Origin of the sequence: Nostoc sp. GT001 (genome assembly GCF_030382115.1) — a bacterium.
Lineage (GTDB): Bacteria > Cyanobacteriota > Cyanobacteriia > Cyanobacteriales > Nostocaceae > Nostoc.
The window spans coordinates 6,843,102-6,860,937 of the sequence record NZ_JAUDRJ010000003.1; the positions used below are offsets into that span (position 1 = coordinate 6,843,102).

Here is a 17,836-nt window from a genome sequence, read left to right on the forward strand (position 1 = left end):
TTCATGAGTTACCCCTACAAAAAATTACTCAATCTTCAAGTTAAAAGGCAAACGGGCGTAAACTCCTTGCGGATCGTTCATCTTTTGCAGAATCTCTACTTCCTGTTGTAATTTCTGAAATTCAGCGGTGAGGGGATTGGCTGATTTGAGTTGCGCCCCCTCAATGCCTAAAGCAGTCCGCGCCTCTTCTGTTGCCCGCCCAAAAAAGCGTTCTCCGAAGCTGCTAGTGCGAGGATATTCTTGCACTTCCCAGTCTTCTCCTAGTTTCGCTTGTTTGGCAGTGTATGCGATCGCAGTATTCAAACCACCAATTTCATCCACTAAACCAATTTCTTTGGCTGCCTCACCCGACCAAACCCTTCCTTGGGCAATTTCTGCTACTTTTTGTTCTGGGAGTTTCCGACCTTGAGAAACTTTATTCAGAAACATACTATAAATCCGGTTAACACTGCGCTGATAAATTTCTAACTCTTGAGGCGATTTCGGACGCGAAACTGTTTGACTATCAGCATAGCGCCCGGTTTTCACCGAATCCCAAGTAATACCATTATTATTGGCCAGCTTTTCCCCATTGAATAGCACCCCAAACACACCTATTGAGCCTGTAATGGTATTTGGTTCGGCAAAAATGCGATTAGAGTCGCTAGCAATCCAATAACCACCAGAGGCGGCGACATCACCCATTGATACTACAACTGGTTTTACCTCACGAGTTAATTTCACTTCTCGCTGCATGACTTCGGCTGCGGTAGCGCTACCACCAGGACTATTAATTCGTAATACAACAGCCTTCACATCTTTATCTTGTCGTAGTCTGTTGAAGATTTTCGCAAAGCGATCGCCTCCTACTTGCCCATCTTCTCCTTTACCATCGACAATCTCGCCCTCAGCATAAACAACGGCAATTTGATTTTTGGAGTTACGTTCTACACCCAAAGATTTACCAGAAACTTGTGCGTAGCTACTCAGGCTAATTTGTCGAAATGTTTTGTCTTCTTTATCGCTATTTGTAAACTTTTTCAAGTCAGCGACAACTTCATCGGGGTATTGTACTTGATCGACTAAACCGCTAGTTTTGGCTTGTGTGGCTTCTAGTAAAGATTGATTATCTGCGATCGCTTGCAACTTATTGGGTTCAATTTTCCGACTTCCGCCGACAGCAGTGCGCCACTCTCCCCAAACATCATCCAACAATTTCTGAGTTTGTTCGCGGTTTTCTGGACTCAACTTGTTGAGAATAAACGGTTCAACGGCTCCCTTAAATTTCCCGACTCGCACGACTTGAACACCAATGCCATACTTCTGTAATGCTCCCGTTAAGAACATTGGTTGTGAACTCAAACCGTTGACTTCCATCATTCCCAGAGGATTAAGGACAATGGAATCTGCCACTGAACTCACGTAATATTCCTTTTCACTCCAATCACTGCCATAGGCAACAATCTTTTTTCCCGCAGCGCGAAACTCCTCTAGCGCTTTCCGAATTTCTTTTAGAGAGGCATAGCCAACATTACCAGCTTGGCTTGTGTTAGTTGCATCCAAGTAGATCCCGACAATGCGCGGATCGCGTCGCGCCTTTTCCAAAGTTTCTACAACTTTGCGGAGTGCCATTCTATCTTCATCGACACCTGATATTGTGTTTTGAAACAGTTGCCCTGAACTAGGCTCGCCATCAGTAATTTTCATTGACAAGTCAAAAACCAACACTGACTTATTTTTCACATTTGGCCCAGTATCTTTAGACGAGCTAGCAGCCAATATCAGCAAGAACAGTCCAGTGGTTCCCAGACCAGCGAAAATAATTAGTCCTAGTAAAGTGCCAACTAAACTAGCAAAAGTTTGTTTGATAAAATTACGCATTAGTTATTTAGTTATTAGTTATTGGGCAAAACAGTTTCGTTAGCGGTAGCGCGGCATTGAGCCAGTTCTGAGTAAAAAAGTGAGATTCCCCACTCATTACTCATTACTCATTACTCAACACTCTTGAGGAGCATTGGGCATTTACAAATGACAAATGACCTATCTACTTATTCTATGCGCTGTAAACTGCCAGAGTGCTTTAACTGATACAAGGTGGCATTGCCAGTACAAAATAAGACTGTGGTGATTTCAGCGATTAATACTTCAGCGAGTTCGGCTACTGCTGTCTCTGATGTTGCTGCTGCTTGTAAGAAAGGCATTGCTAAACCAGCTATATCTGCTCCCAAGGCGATCGCAGCTGCAACATCCAATCCATGACGCAAACCTCCCGAAGCAATTAAGGGCACATCTGGTGCGATCGCTCTAATAGTTGTAATGCACTCTGCTGTTGGTAAACCCCAATCGGCAAACGTCCTTCCTAGGCGACGCTGCAATGGATTTTCTGCCCGTTCGCTTTCTACTTTTGCCCAAGAAGTACCGCCCGCACTAACGACATCAATTGCTGCTACTCCAGCGGCGATGAGTTTGTTGGCGATCGCTGCTGAAATGCCGTTACCAACTTCCTTTGCAATCACGGGTACTGGTAATTTTGAGCATAATATAGAAATCTTGTCAAGCAAACCCCGAAAATTAGTGTCACCTTTGGGTTGAATGCACTCTTGTAAAGGGTTAATGTGTAAAATCAGGGCATCAGCCTCTAAGATATCAACTACCCGCAAACATTCATCTAAGCCGTACTTGTAGTTAAGTTGCACAGCCCCCAAGTTTGCAAGTAGCAGAACGTCAGGGGCATACTTGCGGACAGCAAAAGTATCAGCCACCTGGGGTTTTTCCACCGCTACGCGCTGGGAACCGACACCCATTGCAATTTTGTAGTGTTGTGCTACTTGGGCCAAACGTTGGTTAATGATTGCGGCTTGTTCTGTTCCGCCAGTCATGGAAGAAATTAATAAGGGTGCGTCAAGGTGTTTCCCCAAAAAAGTTGTACTGATATCAATATCGTCGTGGTTCAATTCGGGTAAGCAAGAATGGGTGAAGCGATAACGTTCTAGTCCATTGGTGATTCGATCGCACTGAACATCTTCTTCTAAGCAGATGCGAATGTGATCGGCTTTGCGATTTTGAGTTTGTGCAGAGATATTGGTAGGGGCGTTCACTGGTGGGTATGGCTAAAAGGATTTGCTTGCGATCGCTATTGTTACATTGTCTGCAACCGTATTTGTATAACAAAAATATTTATTTTTGCTATCTTTCGAGTACGTTACGCTATTGATAACATACCCATTCACTCATTTTATGAGTTAATTAATATGGTTTTACAAACAGAAAAGCGTTATTACACCCCAGAAGAATATTTGGAATTAGAAGAGAAAGCTGAATATAAAAATGAATACAGAGATGGAGAAATTATACCTATGACAGGGGGAACAACTAACCACAACAAAATTGCACTTAATTTTTGTCGCAAGTTTCCCCTGACAGTGCAAGGTCAAGCTTATGACATATATATGGCTGATGTTAAAGTATCAATACCCCGTTATCGCCTTTATACTTATCCTGATATTATAGTCATCAAAGGTAAGCCTATTTATGAGGGAACAGGTACAACAACTATTACCAATCCCTTATTAATTGTTGAAGTCTTATCAAATTCAACTAAAAATTATGACAAAACAGATAAGTTTAAATATTATCGTTCGATTCCTGGTTTTCAAGAATATATTATGATTGACCAGTATAGTTTTGCTGTGGAACAATTTGCCAAGCAAGCAGAAGGTCAATGGATTTTCAAGGAATATGAAAGTGAAGATGCATTTTTAGTCTTAGATTCTATCGATTTTCAAATTGCCTTGCGTGATCTTTACGAACGGGTGAATTTTGAGTTGATTGAGGAATAAAACTGTGATCGTGCGCTGCTTGTGGCGTGGGCATCATTCACAGCGAATGATGCCTAATTGTTGCTCATTACGCCGTCTGTGTAAATCAGTAACTATGACGTATAAATCAGCTTACATAAACACTTGTCCTTGTGTTGCCTATTCTCTTCAGTATCACATAAAATCTGAGTATAATAAACTTTTTGTATAAAAATTGACCCTAAATTTTACTTACCAAACCTTTTACATAACTTTTAATCGGTTAGCCTCTAACCCATGTCCATTAAGGGTTTTAGTTAATTTTGTTTCCAACTCAGTATTTACACTTCCAGTCTCCAAATTTCAACATTACCTGTAACATCAACCTGACAAGCTAACCGCGCATGAGAATGATTAGCTGCTAAAGTTTCCAGCATTTCTTGTTCATCAGATTGAGGAGGAAGAATATCACCAATAACCTCAACTAAACAAGTGCCACAAATACCAGTCCGACAACCAAATAAAACAGGTGAATTCTGAATCGTGAGATGTTCAGACAAATTTTCATGACATTCCAGAGTGACAGGAACAAAATCACTTCCCGGAAAGTATATCTTACAGAAGTCAGCCATAATAAGCAACAATCTTACCTAAACAACACTTTTCCATTCCTCTCTGCGCCGGTCACTGAGCGTAGTCGTAAAGCCTGCGGCATAGCTTCGCTTCGGGCGCAGCCTCTTGTAGAGAAGTGCTGCGTCTCTGCGTGAGCTAAAAATAAATCCCTTCGGTTTTCAAAACCTTGAAAAGCCATTTTTTGAGTCGCCAAATATCGAGAAATTGAATTAGTAGCCATCAGCGACATATCCCGATTACGTTGCCAAAGATAATCGAGATTTTCAATATACACCTGATAAGATTTCATTGCCTCCTGATGAGTTGAGAAACTGCGCTGCAATCCTTCCGACTCCTCCGTAAAACAACACCGCATCATTTCTTTAGCATCATTGTCACTCATCTCAAAAATAGGCGATCGCAACACCCGATAAATCTTGCCATACAGCGCCGGATCGTACCAAAAAATCCCGTTTATCGCAGCCGAAAAATGAAAATGATCGCGCTGACATCCTAGCAATCCTAAATTAGCCACCAGTCGCTCAAAAGCAGTCGGTGGCTTAAGGCAAGTGACAACATCGTGAGATATAATTGTCGAACTATTGAAGTGAAAGCTTTCATCCATAAAGTGATAATAGGAGACTTTAGCCGGAATTGGAGCAGCTTCAGGATGGGGATGCTTTTGATAATAATTGCTGAGTTTGTGCTGTACTAACTTGCCGTTTAGTGTCCGCACTCCCCGGACTGTAAAATACTGACAAGCCAAAAAAGTATTATTCGCAGAAATCAGCCCAAAGTATTGAAGTTGAATTTTTTTCCACCAAGTTTTTAGGGCATTGGTGTCAGCATAAACCATCGTTTCTGTAAAGGGGCCGCGCATGGGGTAGGTAAAGATAAGTTCCCCAAACAACGCTTGTTCAACCTCTTTGGCAATTGTGCGGAAGGCGTTAATGTGCGATCGCTCTTGGGCGGATTCCAAATCTAAGGTATCGCAGATTAAGCGAAAATCCTCTTGGGCGTAAAGTCCGGCTGCACTGGTTTGATTGAAAAAGATAGTGGCAATTTCCGCAGAAACAATTTGTGAGTAGTAAGCTACCCAGTAAAGTTGGTTTAAAATTATACGCTGATGTTGACTGGACTGTTCCCATAAAGGTGTACCATATAGGAGGGAAAATTCCTCTGGGTTCCAATACTCGTTTTGACAATCTTCGTAGCGAAAATTGCTAACTGCTTCATCCATTAAAGCAGTATGATCTTGCTGTTTGTTGCGGGTGTGGTTAATTTGTAATTTGCGATGAATAGTTTTTTCCATATCCGTTTTGATTTAACGCAGAGATAAGATTGATATTGATTACACACATTGATGAGCGGGGAGTGGTTCAAAGGCTCCGCGTTCTTCTAAATTTTGCAGGATAGACTGGGCTGATTTTATCCCCATGAGCGATCGCAATATTTGTAATCGGGTTCCACTATGGGTTTCGGTATCCAGTTCTTCTAGAATTTGGATTTTTTGCGATCGCGTCAGATGTCCTTTCACTTGTTCAACTGCTGCTAGTACACTTTGTGGCCCCACCTGTACCATAAACAAAAACTGTGCCAATACATCGAGAATTGTTGTTTGACTCAATGCTGAAACAGAAGTTTGATTAAACAAGGTGGTTCCCGTAGCGTGATGACGAGATTCAGATTGTAAAAAACTGGAAAAAAGTTCTGCTAAAACTGGATGGCGACATTCCTTAGCTAAACGCCGATAATGGCTTAAACCCCATCCTTCTAAAACCACTTGCAGCACAAACAATAAAACTGTTTTATCTGCACTTTCAACCACTTCTGATAATAAGCGCAAAAACGGATCGTCCGTACTAGTTACTTCCATTGCTGGTAAAAAATGGCTAATTTGGTGAAGGTGGGTAGCTTCATCAGCCGTAAACAATGCATAAAGCATTCGCTCTTCAACTGTTTCTGCAAACAATACCATTTTTGCCATGTAGCCAACACCTGCTTTCTCAATGAAATATGATTCTTCTAAGAAACTGCGGTTGGCAAGTTCCAAAATAGCTGATTGTTCATTAATATTAGATTGTTGAAAAACTTTAACTTGATGTAAATTGAAAAATTCCGCATCCCAATAATTTAATTTTGGGTAATTAGCATAATTATTCTGATTGGGTAATGCTGCTGTTAATATCCGTCGCAAACGGTCATCATAATCTGTGTGTGGGAGATCAAAACCGACAATGTTATATTTTGAATCCATGTTCAGGGCTAGGTGTTGATAGGGTTTGAACATTTTGATAATTAATAGTTTCCCAAGTTCCCCAGGTTAAAGCTTTCTGTTGATTAACGTGCTGAATAAATTGCAGAATAGATTGATCTGCTTTAGTAGGAGTTTTCAAATCAAACTGAATTGTCTGAAATACCTGCGTATCCCCTTTTGCGAAGTAATTACCAACCTGCTGAGTTAACCATAATAAACCACGATTTAAAACCCATCCCCAAAATCCCGAACGCTTAGGAGTCACAAGAATTGTTTGCCCTTCAGTTTTACCACCTTCGATCATTCGCAGTGTAAATATAATGTAGAAATGCAGAAAATCCGGGCCTAGCGTCACAGTTCCAGTGCTGCCATACCAGTAACACATACTATAAGTAACTTCGTTGCAATATAAAGGACGAATCAGGCGAATTAACCAAGAATCATCACCTCCTCGTGTAGTGTTGCTGAAGCTAATAGCGTTAGGGTTGAGGTTTTGAGAATCAAATACAATCTCTAAGGGCAGATTGTGTACTGTATTGAAATGGTGAGCATCAATCGCATTAATTAGTAAGACATTGGGATGACAGTTTTTGACAAATCGAGTTCCCAATGTATAATCGCAATCTGCCTGTTCTAACTCTGGTACAAAAGGCAGCGAACTTGGCTTTTCTTCTCCCACCCAAACCCAAATCATGCCGTACTTTTCTGCCGTATGCCAAGTTTTAATACACACAGGTAGCGGTTTTCCGATAGAAGGAACATCTACACAAATTCCGCGACTGTCATACTTCCAATTATGAAAAAAGCAGCGAATTCCATCATCTTCTACCTTACCTTCTGCTAAATGAGCGCCCATGTGTGGACAATAAGCATCTATAGCTACTACCTGACCACTAACTCCCCGGTAAATCGCCAGATTTCTACCTAGCAATGTTATAGCTTTTACCTGGCCAAGCTTTAATTTTTTTGATGGGAATGTCCAGTACCATCCTTCTATAAATTGTGTTGAGTTATTAAAGTTTAAGTGTGGGTTGGTAGATGGCATACAAGTTAAATAAGAACACAATCTTGCACAAATTTTAATGATGATTCTGACTTCCACATCCGTTGTCCAGAACGGGTGAGATTGTCATAATTAATTTCAGTTAAACAAACTAATTCATCCCCTAACCGATAATCGGGATTTTTTGCCTCAAAAAATTGGATATGGGGATTAGTTTGTCGTCCTGATGGAATTTCAATCAACCCCTCCCGTAAAATTTGGGGATGCGGAAATCGGACAATACCACTTGCTTCTTGATATAAGCTACCATAATATTCCTGTGCCAAATTACCCATTAAATGCTTAACATCAGTAGGTGTTGTGACATCATAACGGGGGTAGAAATCTTGCCAAAAAGTAGGGAGAAAACGATAAGTGCGAAAACCAGAGCAAATTAGCAGCCAGTAAAGTTTATTTGCTGCATAGTGTTGATGCAAAAAGTTGATGGCGGCAATCCAACTACGTGGTAGTGTTGTACTCGACCAAGCACTAGGATCAACAATAGTGTCGCCGGAATACACCACACTAATTTTTTCTCCCAAAAAAGTCTTTTGGCATAACATCAGAGTTGAAAATCCTTTAAGTGCGTTGGATGTTTCATCTCTCAACAACAAAACCCAGTTTTTGCGCTCTAAATCGACTAGAAAGCCATCCCAGGTTATACCTTTAAAGTGATTTTGCAGCAACGCATACATGGCGGTGCGATCGCTTCGCTGCAAATTTTCAACAGGAATCAGCAAACTCTTCATTACTCGTAAATTACTTAAATTCGATTTGTATTATATTTAATTAAAACTTTATCGACCATTATGGTAAATTTACGGTGTAATGTGACAGATTCCAGAATGGTTATTTACGTTACAATTCTATATTCACATCTTGCACCTTCTCAATATAGAGTTGATGGAAATCGCCCACTCTACAAAATAATTAAGATGTATTGAGATTGAGAAACAAAACGCAACATTACCAAAACTTTTGTTGGGTTACGCGATCGCTAACCCAATGTACTATTCTACACCCCTATTTTTTGACCATCGAGACGGTTTTAGCTGGTTTACATAGTCCATATATTCAGCTAATGGCCGATCAATACTAAGGAGCAACTTCGGATTAAAGCGAATATTGTCGTAAATTTTGCCATCCTCATCTCTGAGCATATAGTAAGCCAAGCGAGTACAGAATAGCAAAAACTGACTCAGCAAATATCCCACAATACCTTTACGTTTTTCAGTTACATAAATCGGTTGAATTCTCGTTCTTCCAGGTGCAATTGGAGTATAAGCATATATCATAAACAGTGGCGGAAAAAGCCTGACATCCTTCATCATTGTTAACAAACCAATGCAACCATGAGCATAACGCATTGAATACTGATATGTAGAACCAAGAAATCTTTGACCTAACTTCTCTCGAAATGTAGTTTTGGGAAATTGTCCCCGCATTGTAAAGTCAATTTGCGTCCCTAATTCACTGCGATATAGCGACAGATCCATTTTGATGTCTAAATGATGAATTGTTTTTAAATGTTGAGCATCAATCCCATTCATCATACAAATATGATGATGACAACTTCTTTCAAATGCAATATCAGCTTTTGCAACAATTTCTTTTCCTTTCAATTCATCAAAATCAGCCACTCCCTCTGGTGCTTTAGCATCTGGATAAATCCAGATAAATCCATACTTTTCTTCTGTTGCATAAGCTTGTAATTTAGCTTGACTAGGAATTTCTGATTGACAGGGAATATTTTGACAAATTCCTGTTTCATCAAATGCCCAATGATGAAATGCACAACGAATCCAATTACCATCAACCTTCCCAATTCCTAAATCTGTCCCCAAATGAGGGCAGTAAGCATCCAAAGCCCGTACTTGCCCATCTTCACCTCTAAAAATGGCAATCTTATGACCGCATACTTCTACAGATTTTGCTGTTTTTTTAGGGATTTCATCACTAGGACAGGCAATATACCAACCCTTAGCAATTACATTCCAATTATTGAATATTTGCATAATTGTTTGATAGATAATTATTTAATATTTCTTGCCGTTGGCGAATATCATCTCGATATTTACCCGTCAAAATTCTAAATAACATTTTACCTAAACAATAAGAAGCCCGCCAAGAAAATACAGCATCTTGTAAATCAATATGGCTACGCTCAAATAAAAAATGTCCAGTTAATCCCAATAATTGAGTTAATGGTAAGGCTAAGAGTAACCAAAAGTTTTGCAATTTCCAAGTATAAAAAAGTAAACTGTAAAAAAAGAATATTCCTAGAATGTGGAGAGTAATATTAATTGGATGTTGATGTTTAAGAATAAAAATATCCCAATACTCTGTAAAAGGATGATCCAGAATTTGATTATTAATCCGATTTCTCAAGCTTTGTTGAGGATTAGAATTGATATTACTCATAAGAGAGTTTGTGAAAAAGGGATATATTTTATACATCAATAGTCATTATCGGCCACACAAATACCTTTACATTTAATACCGTTCGTAGCAGTGCGCTGACAATGAGGACATAGAACTTTTTCATTTTCTGTTTCTTTATTTATGTTTATACTACTGCTTGCCTGTAGCTTGTCTTTTTCGATCTGGAGTTTTACATCGATAGGATCGGGTTTTTCAATAGGAAAATGTGCCTTTTCGCAACCTTCTACTAAGGTACTTAGCACATCTAATCGATCGCATTCAGGTGTATTAGCGACAGCATCAAACAGCAACTCAATTTCTCGAAGAGCTTCCTGATAGTCAGCTTGGGTTCTAATTGGACGTAATTCCATACATCAACCTCTATTTAGATAGAGTCACTTCAAGAGATACTAACTTTTATCCCGAATTAAGCCTAACATTCCTAATCAGCGATCACACTTTTTACCAAATTTAGAACTATTGGTTATTTTCCAATAATTGTGCTGCACTATAAAATGGTTCTCCTTCAAAATTTAAGCACTCCAACTTTTTCAAAAGTAAATCCTTCAAATCCAAGTGATTATGCTCGACAAGAACACATCGTAAATCATAACCATCCATCAAAATAATTGATTTATCGTAATTCTGCTTTAGTAATGGGCATACATTTTTTGACCAACCATTAATTGACAGAAACAAGCCTAATGTCTGCTTACCCGATCTACTAATTTTACCATAAAGGCTATCAAGTTGCCGTATATCTGTTAGACTTTGAGTCCATTTGCATTCAACTAAGTAGTACCAGCTTTCAAGCTTAAATGCACCGTCTATTTGTTCACCACCTTCATTCCTCTTAAAGCTCTTTTGAGTTGGGATCTCATAAAGAGAAAAAATACGTTCTAGTAAATCTTCAAGTAAGAATCCTCGTTTATTTTTATCTTCCGAATTTGTTAAACCTGCAAACTTATCGAATTCTGACAACAGCTTAGATAGAAGCAAAGAAAATTGCTCTTTCTTTAAATAATCTTCATCACATTTTCTTGTAATACCTTCTTTTAATCTTTTAGCAATTTTTTCACATTCGTCAAATAAGTTTTTATTTTCATAGCTAACAACTTGATTAGCTATTAACTTCTTCGTACTCCAATATTCTAATAATTTTTCTAGTAACTGTCCTACTATAGGATTAGGTTCTTCTTTCCAAAATTTTCTTAATCGATTTGCTTTTGAGCCACTTTGATAATTATATTTTTCATCATATATATCGATGTTCAAGCTTTCTAAGATAAATTCCTGAAAGGTTCTGTTTGAAAAATCTAGTATATAACCACCACCCATTTCGAGCAGCTTTTCTAACTTAAGTTTTTCAATACTTGTTAAGTCTGACATTTTGTATCGAATCTAAAAGTAAACATGAAAGTTATTTGTCTGTCTATGCTTTGTTTTTGCTGACATACCTCGAAAAAGTTTTTGTCAGGTAAGTTTTTATTAGGCTTTTTTCTTGCTCAATTGAACTATAACCTAATTATCGAACCAGAACTAAGATTTTTAGCATAATGCTAAACTCTCAAACTTATCTTTGCGCCTCTGGTCTGTGCGTGACATACTTCAACAAGGAGACAAAACAGTTCCCAACTTTTCACGCCCCAGGCGATCGCTCACCTTGCCCACACAAAGAAGCTGAATCCCATTAATATAAGTTCCCTTTAATCGGTATATTATATCGATATATCAGATATGATATAAATACAGTATGGGAGATCAAAGTAAACCTTTAGTTTGGTTACATGGTGAAGTTAAAACCCCACCTTTCACTCAAGAAGCACGCATAGAAACAGGTGTTCTGATCAGACAATTACAGGAAGGTGAATCAATTGGGTTGCCACATTCACGCCCTATCCCAAGTATAGGAATTCACTGTCATGAATTACGTATTCGAGATGCTGATAAAAACTGGAGAATCATTTATCGAATTGATGAAGATGCAATCTTGATTGTTGAAGTCTTTAATAAAACAACGAGAACAACATCCAAGAAGATAATTGAGGTTTGCAAAAAGCGTCTGAGCAAATATGATACCGATCAACAGGAGTAATGTGATGGATCAAGCCAAGAGAGAACGTTTGGAATCTAAAGGCTGGAAAATTGGCACAGTTGCAGATTTTTTGGAGTTAACACCCGAAGAAACTATTCTTGTAGAAATTAAGCTAGCTCTCAGCCAAAACTTGAAGGAGCGTCGGCAAAAATTGATGACTCAAAGTGAACTTGCTGCTAAGATTAGTTCCAGCCAACCTCGCATTGCTAAAGCTGAAAATGGCGATACTTCAGTATCAATTGAATTGTTGATCCGAGCAATGTTAGCAACAGGTGCAACTCCTAAAGATATTGGACAGGTGATTGCTGGTGTGGGATAAAAGCAATTCAATGGTACAATCTCAAACTTCTCTTTGTGCCTCTGCGTAAGATAATTCAACAAGGAAATAAAACCGTTCCCAATTTTTCACGCCCCAAGCGATCGCTCACTTCACCCCCACAAACCACCCGAACCCCATTAATATAAACTGCTTGCACAATCTCATCCGAACCACGCTTAACCATCCGAGGTTCGCCATCTAAAACCGGATCTGATATCTGCACCTGCGGGCTAATTGGCTGATTTAAAGCATTGGGATCGAGTAAAACTATATCCGCTTTCGCACCAACTTTCAGAACTCCCGTATCAAGACGAAACCAACCAGCAGGTTCTCCGGTAACGCGGCAAATTGCAGCTTCCGGTGAAAGGAACTTGGTTGCAACTGCTTGTTTGAGTAAAGACAAAGCTCCATCATAGTAGCCCAGGTTACGCACGTGAGCGCCAGCATCGGTAAAACCAGGCAAAATATGAGGATGCTTCATCATCGCTAAACGGGGTTTTAGGCGATCGTTCGCTCCTGTGGCTACCCAACGTAAATCTGTATCGTATTTTTGTAATGCGTAGATAAATAAATCTACTGGTTCTTGTTGCTTTTGACGAGCAATTTGGGCAAAACTTAACCCTTGCCAACTTGCTTCGGGACAGTGAATAACTTCCATCAAATCTAACTGACGATGGAATGATTTACGCCGTTTACTGAGCCATTCTTGGCGAAACTGACGACGAAAAATTTCCGATGCCCATAGTTGTTGTCTTTCTTCTCGTGACTGACAGCCATTGAGTTGTGCGCCTGTGGAAAATTCTTCAAATAGGGGAGTCACAGATCCATCTGAGTAAATGGTGAAGGGTTCAGTTAGGGTTTGAAAGCGCACATTCCCATTTAGAAGCCGATTCCAAATAAAAAGTAAGGGGGAAAATATTCGCCATAGTTTGCGATCGTGTACGGCATCTAAGGCTGAGAGGACGGTTAGCCGCAGTGGTTTTTGTCCAATCCCTGAACCCATCCGCAGAATCTCTACAAAGGAAGCAAGTCGTTGTAAGTTGGGTGTGACTTGAAAAACGCGTTGGCTACGCCGACACAAATCCGCCAACATCGCATATTCTTTAAATTTGGCGTGTTGAGAGGGAATTGTGCAGCCTTGCCATTCTCCGCTCATCCGATGCCAGGGAAACATATCAATAGAAATGCCAATAAAGCCAGCATCTATTGCATCTCTGGCTATGCGCTGCATAAGTTTTAGTTCAAATTTTGTCGGCTGAACCGTTAAACTGCGTTCTAACCCCATCACATAAGCGCGTAAGGCACTGTGTCCAAACATTGGGGCAACATTGGGGCCAAGGGGTAACTGTTGCAAATGCTGTAAATATTCTGCTGGTGTTTGCCAGGAAACCGACTTTTGTAGCCATTTTGCAATCAGCCGATGAGAAAGTGTTTCTACTCTCTGAAAAATATCAGCCAGGATTTGCGGTTCTGCGATCGCAACAGACAAGCTACAGTTACCAATAACCACGCTAGTAACACCATGACGAACTGATTCGCTCAATCCTGGTGCGATTTCTAACTCTAAATCGTAATGAGTATGAATATCTATAAATCCCGGTGTCACCCATAACCCAGAAGCATCAACCACCTCACGCGCTAGGTTAGTTAAGGAGGGTGCAAGGGTAACAATCTGTCCATTTTGAATGCCGATATCTCCGCACACAGGTGGAGAGCCTAAGCCATCGAAAACTAACCCGTTTTGAATCAGCAAATCCAACATGATTCTTTGTTGCCTTTTGGTTGTTATTGGATCTGTTTAGGGTAATTATAGGCTGGGAATTTATTGGAAATGGCGTAGCCCCTCGTAGAAATTGCTTTCAGAGACTCTTGTTCCAATATTCCAAACCGGTTACAATCACATCTTCTAACCACTGCTTAAAACGCTCTGTTAGATTACCCTCTTCATCAGCATAAGAGAACTGGAACGGAGAATCTGTTAGGGCTTGAATGTCACTAATATTGCGCTCACCATCTTCTGCATTGTCTCTGTGGTATGCACATGCGGAACAGACAAGCAAGCCACGATACTCATGTCCAAGAACATGAAAAGAAAGCAAAATTGTTGTTGATATTCCTATATTAATAACTAATTGTATCCAGCTATGATAGTTATGATTACGAAGATTAGCAAAGTATCTTAACTGTTTAGCCGTCTCTACAATTTGGTAGCGGTGGTAATATGAACGACTATCACCAGCAGGCGCACTAATTATAAAAGCATCAGCATCATCAAATAAATTTTGTACGGATAACTTTATTTCATTGGCAACATCTTGTGAGCGATTAGAGGCTATCTCAAATAACTTTGAAGCAAAATATTCAACTTTTCGACTGCGCTCTTGAATAGATGCTGATTGGTTTTGCTTCAGCTTTTCAGCAATGGAAGCAATAATAACCTGAGTACGTCGGGATTCTGATAAGACTTGTTCTGATAAGCCAAGACTGCGGATGAAAGCTTGCTTTTGGCTCTTGGCAAACAGAGCAATCAATTTTGACAAATTGCCTTGGTCTGCCTGCTCTAAAGCTGCAATGTAATCTGCACGATCATCACGAGTAAGAACTAGGGGAAACCAACCAGCTTGAATAAAAACTAAGCTGGCAATACATCGAGCAACTCGGCCATTTCCATCTTGAAATGGATGAATCTGTGTAAATCGATGATGCAACCAAGCTGATTCAACCTCAGGAGGAATTTGCTGATTTCGATGTTGATGATGCAATTCAATCAACCTATCCATTTCAGATGCCACTTGTTCTGGAGGGCAGTATTCGTGAATAATGCCATCTGGTCTCATAGGATTGTTAGGTAGACGCTTCCAGTCACCCATTATGAGAGAAACACGAACAATTTCCCCTGTCGATGGAACTAAAGCCTCTGTATATTGTTGGTTCTGAGTTAGAACCTGATGTAACTGCTTTATATAGGAGGTTGATAAATTTCTTTGCCCACCCACAAAATCAAACAGTCCTTCAATCGCAGTTTCCTGATCCCTGATTAAAGAAACTACTTGTTTTACAGGACGATCCGTAGCTCCATGAGGAATCAGAGCTTCGTTAATTCCTTGTTCAATTAAAAGGCGAGTTATTCCTCGATCTATGTTGTATAATCGCTCAATAATTCCAGTTTCAATAGCTATTTCGCGGCGTAGTCTTTCCATGAAAACTTTAAACTCACCAGATGCCCGAAGCCGCTCTGCTTGCTCATTCCAAACAGTGACTAAAGGCGGTAATTCCGAACTAGCTAAACTTTGCCAACTTGATGATATATCTTCTATTGGTTGCCATGCCATAAGTCATTAATATTTGATAATTAATTTTAAATTTTACCTTATTTATTTTCATAATCACTGTAACAATTTCCACCACAATGTTCAGCTTTTACTCAGTGCGTAGTTTACCGCCGTAGGCATCGCTAATTATTCCAATTTCCTCCGTTAAACTTATGCAACGCCATATCCCGTATATTGCCTAACATTTTGCGGGTGAAATCCTAAGATAATTTTATCTTTAGAAATTCCGGCAGCTTCTAATTCATAGGTAACACCATCTTCTGTGTCATCCCGTTGTACCCAGATTTTGCCATCGATAATGTCAATATGAACTAAGCAACCGTGAATTCTTTTAGCACCGTCCCAACCAAGAGTTATCAGCAAATAGCTGTCATTTTCACTATCAAAGACTGTTTTACACTCAATAACTGCGTAGGAATAAGGAATTTGTGTATAAGGTACTAAAACCTCTTTGATGATGCGTCGATAGTTATCTAAGGTATCCATTGGATAATCCTCTCAGTTTCAGGATTGAAAACAAGTAAATTTAGATTTTCACTTTCTATTAAAAGTGTACCAATAGGTTCTTCAAATAAAGCTGTGAATACGCTATCGCGCACTGCGAGGTATAATATTCTATCAGGTTCTACGCGACTGATAACGGCACGATACAGAATACAGCAGTTTGCAGGCATATTAAATGTTATTTTATTTGTTGACAGAATCACTGTCAAAATTTTGACCACGATGCTCAGTTTTTACCCAGTGCGATCGCTCCTTTTGCACACACATCTTTAAAGTCGTCACAGTCATCACAGGAATCCAATGCACCATGTATAATGAGCCTTGAATTGTTGCCCAAAGCAGAGACCATCCTCGTAAATTTTGAAATTGGTAAAGTCCAGCAATAAAGGCAATTGTCAGAATGACACTGAGTAGTGTCTGGAGTGGAAACAGAACTGGATGATGGCTATAAAATATAGTCCAAAGTAAATCGGGAATTAGTCCAATTGGTAGAAGAAATTGCAATATAAAAAATAATAGTAAATCAATTTCTTTTGCCCAACCTAAAGTAAGAATTTGCGGAAAATAATCTAGATAACGCTGATAGCCACCTTCAGCCCAACGACAGCGTTGATGCCAAAGTTTTTCCCAAGTAGTTACACCTTCTTCCTGAATTGATGGAACTGTAACAAACTCAATTCCCACACCTGCTAAATAGAGTTTGAAACAAAGATCCAAATCATCGGTGACAGTGTTCTCATTCCAACCTTGACACTTTTCTAATAATTTCCGACGAACTAACATCCCATTCCCGCGCAGTTCAGACATTCCACCGATAGCAATGCGATGGGTTTGTAAAAAGCTATCACAGCACATTTCCATCTGCTGACAACGGGTTAAGAAGTTAGTATTAGCATTAGAAATCGCTTTTCGCACTTGCACTGCACCGATCGCTTGCTTCTGGAACAAAGGTACTGTTTGCTGGAGAAAATTGGTAGGTAATTGAGCATCAGCATCGCAGACTAGAATAATCTCCCCTTGGGTAAAGGGAAACACCGCATTCAATGCCCCTGATTTACCACCTTTTGATTCCCGTCGATGAACTTGTAAAGCTGGAAATTGAGTTTGTAATTCCCTCAATATCTGGTAAGTTTCATCGGTACTACCGTCATCAACAATCCAAATATCTAGGGAATCGCTTGGATAATTCAATTGGCATAAGCTGTAAACTAGATCAGCCAAGACTAGACTTTCATTTTTAGCCGGAACTAAAATCGAGACTAGCGGTAAATAAATCTCATTCTGCATCACTGCTGCCACTGGTTTAGCTAACAGCATCCGTAACGTTTGCACAGTCAGGATTGCCGTTAATCCCAGCATCAACCATTGTGTTTTTGGTAGCCAGTGCAGCAAACTCACGCCACCCCAGACTAATAAAACTACTATGGTTGCTTTGAAACGGCGATGAAAGCTAATGGTGCTTCTTCCCACTTTATTGG

At 39.7% G+C, this 17,836-nt stretch carries 19 protein-coding genes; 3 read left to right on the plus strand and 16 right to left on the minus strand.

The genetic code is table 11. From position 1 onward, the window contains the following. Positions 1-24: 24 nt before the first annotated feature. Together sppA and fni are read right to left on the minus strand one after the other, a co-directional pair. Complete coding sequence (gene sppA, locus QUD05_RS31915) at positions 25-1,860, minus strand: signal peptide peptidase SppA (RefSeq protein WP_289799538.1); 1,836 nt, start codon at positions 1,858-1,860, stop codon at positions 25-27. A 167-nt stretch (positions 1,861-2,027) separates the two neighbouring features. Continuing rightward, on the minus strand, positions 2,028-3,077 hold the full coding sequence (gene fni, locus QUD05_RS31920) for a type 2 isopentenyl-diphosphate Delta-isomerase (protein WP_289799539.1): 1,050 nt from the start codon (positions 3,075-3,077) through the stop codon (positions 2,028-2,030). 153 nt (positions 3,078-3,230) lie between these two features. Between fni and QUD05_RS31925 the strand changes: the two genes are divergently transcribed. After that, positions 3,231-3,818 (plus strand): Uma2 family endonuclease, encoded by a 588-nt coding sequence (locus QUD05_RS31925; protein ID WP_289799540.1) that lies wholly within the window; start codon positions 3,231-3,233, stop codon positions 3,816-3,818. Between the two features lie 299 nt (positions 3,819-4,117). Here QUD05_RS31925 and QUD05_RS31930 read toward each other — a convergent pair whose 3' ends face one another. The 9 genes from QUD05_RS31930 to QUD05_RS31970 all read right to left on the minus strand — a co-directional run bounded on the left by QUD05_RS31930 (position 4,118) and on the right by QUD05_RS31970 (position 11,497). Then, positions 4,118-4,408 carry a 2Fe-2S iron-sulfur cluster-binding protein gene (locus QUD05_RS31930; protein WP_289799541.1) on the minus strand — a complete coding sequence of 97 codons (291 nt, stop codon included), beginning with the start codon at positions 4,406-4,408 and terminating at the stop codon, positions 4,118-4,120. A 14-nt stretch (positions 4,409-4,422) separates the two neighbouring features. After that, complete coding sequence (locus QUD05_RS31935) at positions 4,423-5,700, minus strand: P-aminobenzoate N-oxygenase AurF (protein WP_289799542.1); 1,278 nt, start codon at positions 5,698-5,700, stop codon at positions 4,423-4,425. Between the two features lie 39 nt (positions 5,701-5,739). Continuing rightward, positions 5,740-6,645, minus strand: coding sequence for a ferritin-like domain-containing protein (locus QUD05_RS31940; protein WP_289799543.1), 906 nt, complete (start codon positions 6,643-6,645; stop codon positions 5,740-5,742). Further along, positions 6,629-7,690, minus strand: a complete 1,062-nt coding sequence (locus QUD05_RS31945) for an aromatic ring-hydroxylating dioxygenase subunit alpha (RefSeq protein WP_289799544.1) — start codon at positions 7,688-7,690, stop codon at positions 6,629-6,631. Before QUD05_RS31945 ends, QUD05_RS31940 begins: the two co-directional genes overlap by 17 nt. A 5-nt stretch (positions 7,691-7,695) precedes the next feature. Beyond that, entirely contained in the window at positions 7,696-8,436 is a 741-nt protein-coding gene (locus tag QUD05_RS31950; RefSeq protein ID WP_289799545.1) for a hypothetical protein, read from the minus strand. 261 nt (positions 8,437-8,697) lie between these two features. After that, positions 8,698-9,702 carry a Rieske 2Fe-2S domain-containing protein gene (locus QUD05_RS31955; RefSeq protein ID WP_289799546.1) on the minus strand — a complete coding sequence of 335 codons (1,005 nt, stop codon included), beginning with the start codon at positions 9,700-9,702 and terminating at the stop codon, positions 8,698-8,700. Beyond that, positions 9,686-10,108: an Mpo1-like protein gene (locus tag QUD05_RS31960; RefSeq protein ID WP_289799547.1), complete on the minus strand. Its 423-nt coding sequence runs from the start codon at positions 10,106-10,108 to the stop codon at positions 9,686-9,688. The genes QUD05_RS31955 and QUD05_RS31960 overlap by 17 nt, the downstream gene beginning before the upstream one ends. 35 nt (positions 10,109-10,143) lie before the next feature. Next, positions 10,144-10,308 (minus strand): DUF8639 family protein, encoded by a 165-nt coding sequence (locus tag QUD05_RS34565; RefSeq protein WP_502911443.1) that lies wholly within the window; start codon positions 10,306-10,308, stop codon positions 10,144-10,146. Between the two features lie 277 nt (positions 10,309-10,585). Beyond that, entirely contained in the window at positions 10,586-11,497 is a 912-nt protein-coding gene (locus QUD05_RS31970; protein WP_289799548.1) for a restriction endonuclease, read from the minus strand. 364 nt (positions 11,498-11,861) lie between these two features. Between QUD05_RS31970 and QUD05_RS31975 the strand changes: the two genes are divergently transcribed. Both QUD05_RS31975 and QUD05_RS31980 read left to right on the plus strand, forming a co-directional pair. Beyond that, positions 11,862-12,203, plus strand: coding sequence for a type II toxin-antitoxin system RelE/ParE family toxin (locus QUD05_RS31975; RefSeq protein WP_289799549.1), 342 nt, complete (start codon positions 11,862-11,864; stop codon positions 12,201-12,203). A 4-nt stretch (positions 12,204-12,207) separates the two neighbouring features. Further along, a complete protein-coding gene (locus QUD05_RS31980) occupies positions 12,208-12,522 on the plus strand; it encodes a helix-turn-helix domain-containing protein (protein ID WP_289799550.1) in 315 nt (104 codons plus the stop codon). 55 nt (positions 12,523-12,577) lie between these two features. Here the strand turns inward: QUD05_RS31980 and QUD05_RS31985 are convergent, their stop codons facing one another. The 5 genes from QUD05_RS31985 to QUD05_RS32005 all read right to left on the minus strand — a co-directional run bounded on the left by QUD05_RS31985 (position 12,578) and on the right by QUD05_RS32005 (position 17,828). Beyond that, the gene (locus tag QUD05_RS31985) at positions 12,578-14,284 is read right to left on the minus strand and encodes an N-acyl-D-amino-acid deacylase family protein (protein ID WP_289799551.1); all 1,707 of its coding nucleotides are present in this window, start codon (positions 14,282-14,284) and stop codon (positions 12,578-12,580) included. A gap of 97 nt (positions 14,285-14,381) precedes the next feature. Then, positions 14,382-15,854, minus strand: coding sequence for a Fic family protein (locus QUD05_RS31990; protein ID WP_289799552.1), 1,473 nt, complete (start codon positions 15,852-15,854; stop codon positions 14,382-14,384). A 150-nt stretch (positions 15,855-16,004) separates the two neighbouring features. Then, positions 16,005-16,340: a XisI protein gene (locus QUD05_RS31995; RefSeq protein WP_289799553.1), complete on the minus strand. Its 336-nt coding sequence runs from the start codon at positions 16,338-16,340 to the stop codon at positions 16,005-16,007. Continuing rightward, a complete protein-coding gene (locus tag QUD05_RS32000; protein WP_289799554.1) occupies positions 16,328-16,528 on the minus strand; it encodes an element excision factor XisH family protein in 201 nt (66 codons plus the stop codon). Before QUD05_RS32000 ends, QUD05_RS31995 begins: the two co-directional genes overlap by 13 nt. 13 nt (positions 16,529-16,541) lie before the next feature. After that, positions 16,542-17,828: a glycosyltransferase family 2 protein gene (locus QUD05_RS32005; RefSeq protein ID WP_289799555.1), complete on the minus strand. Its 1,287-nt coding sequence runs from the start codon at positions 17,826-17,828 to the stop codon at positions 16,542-16,544. Positions 17,829-17,836: the final 8 nt, after the last annotated feature.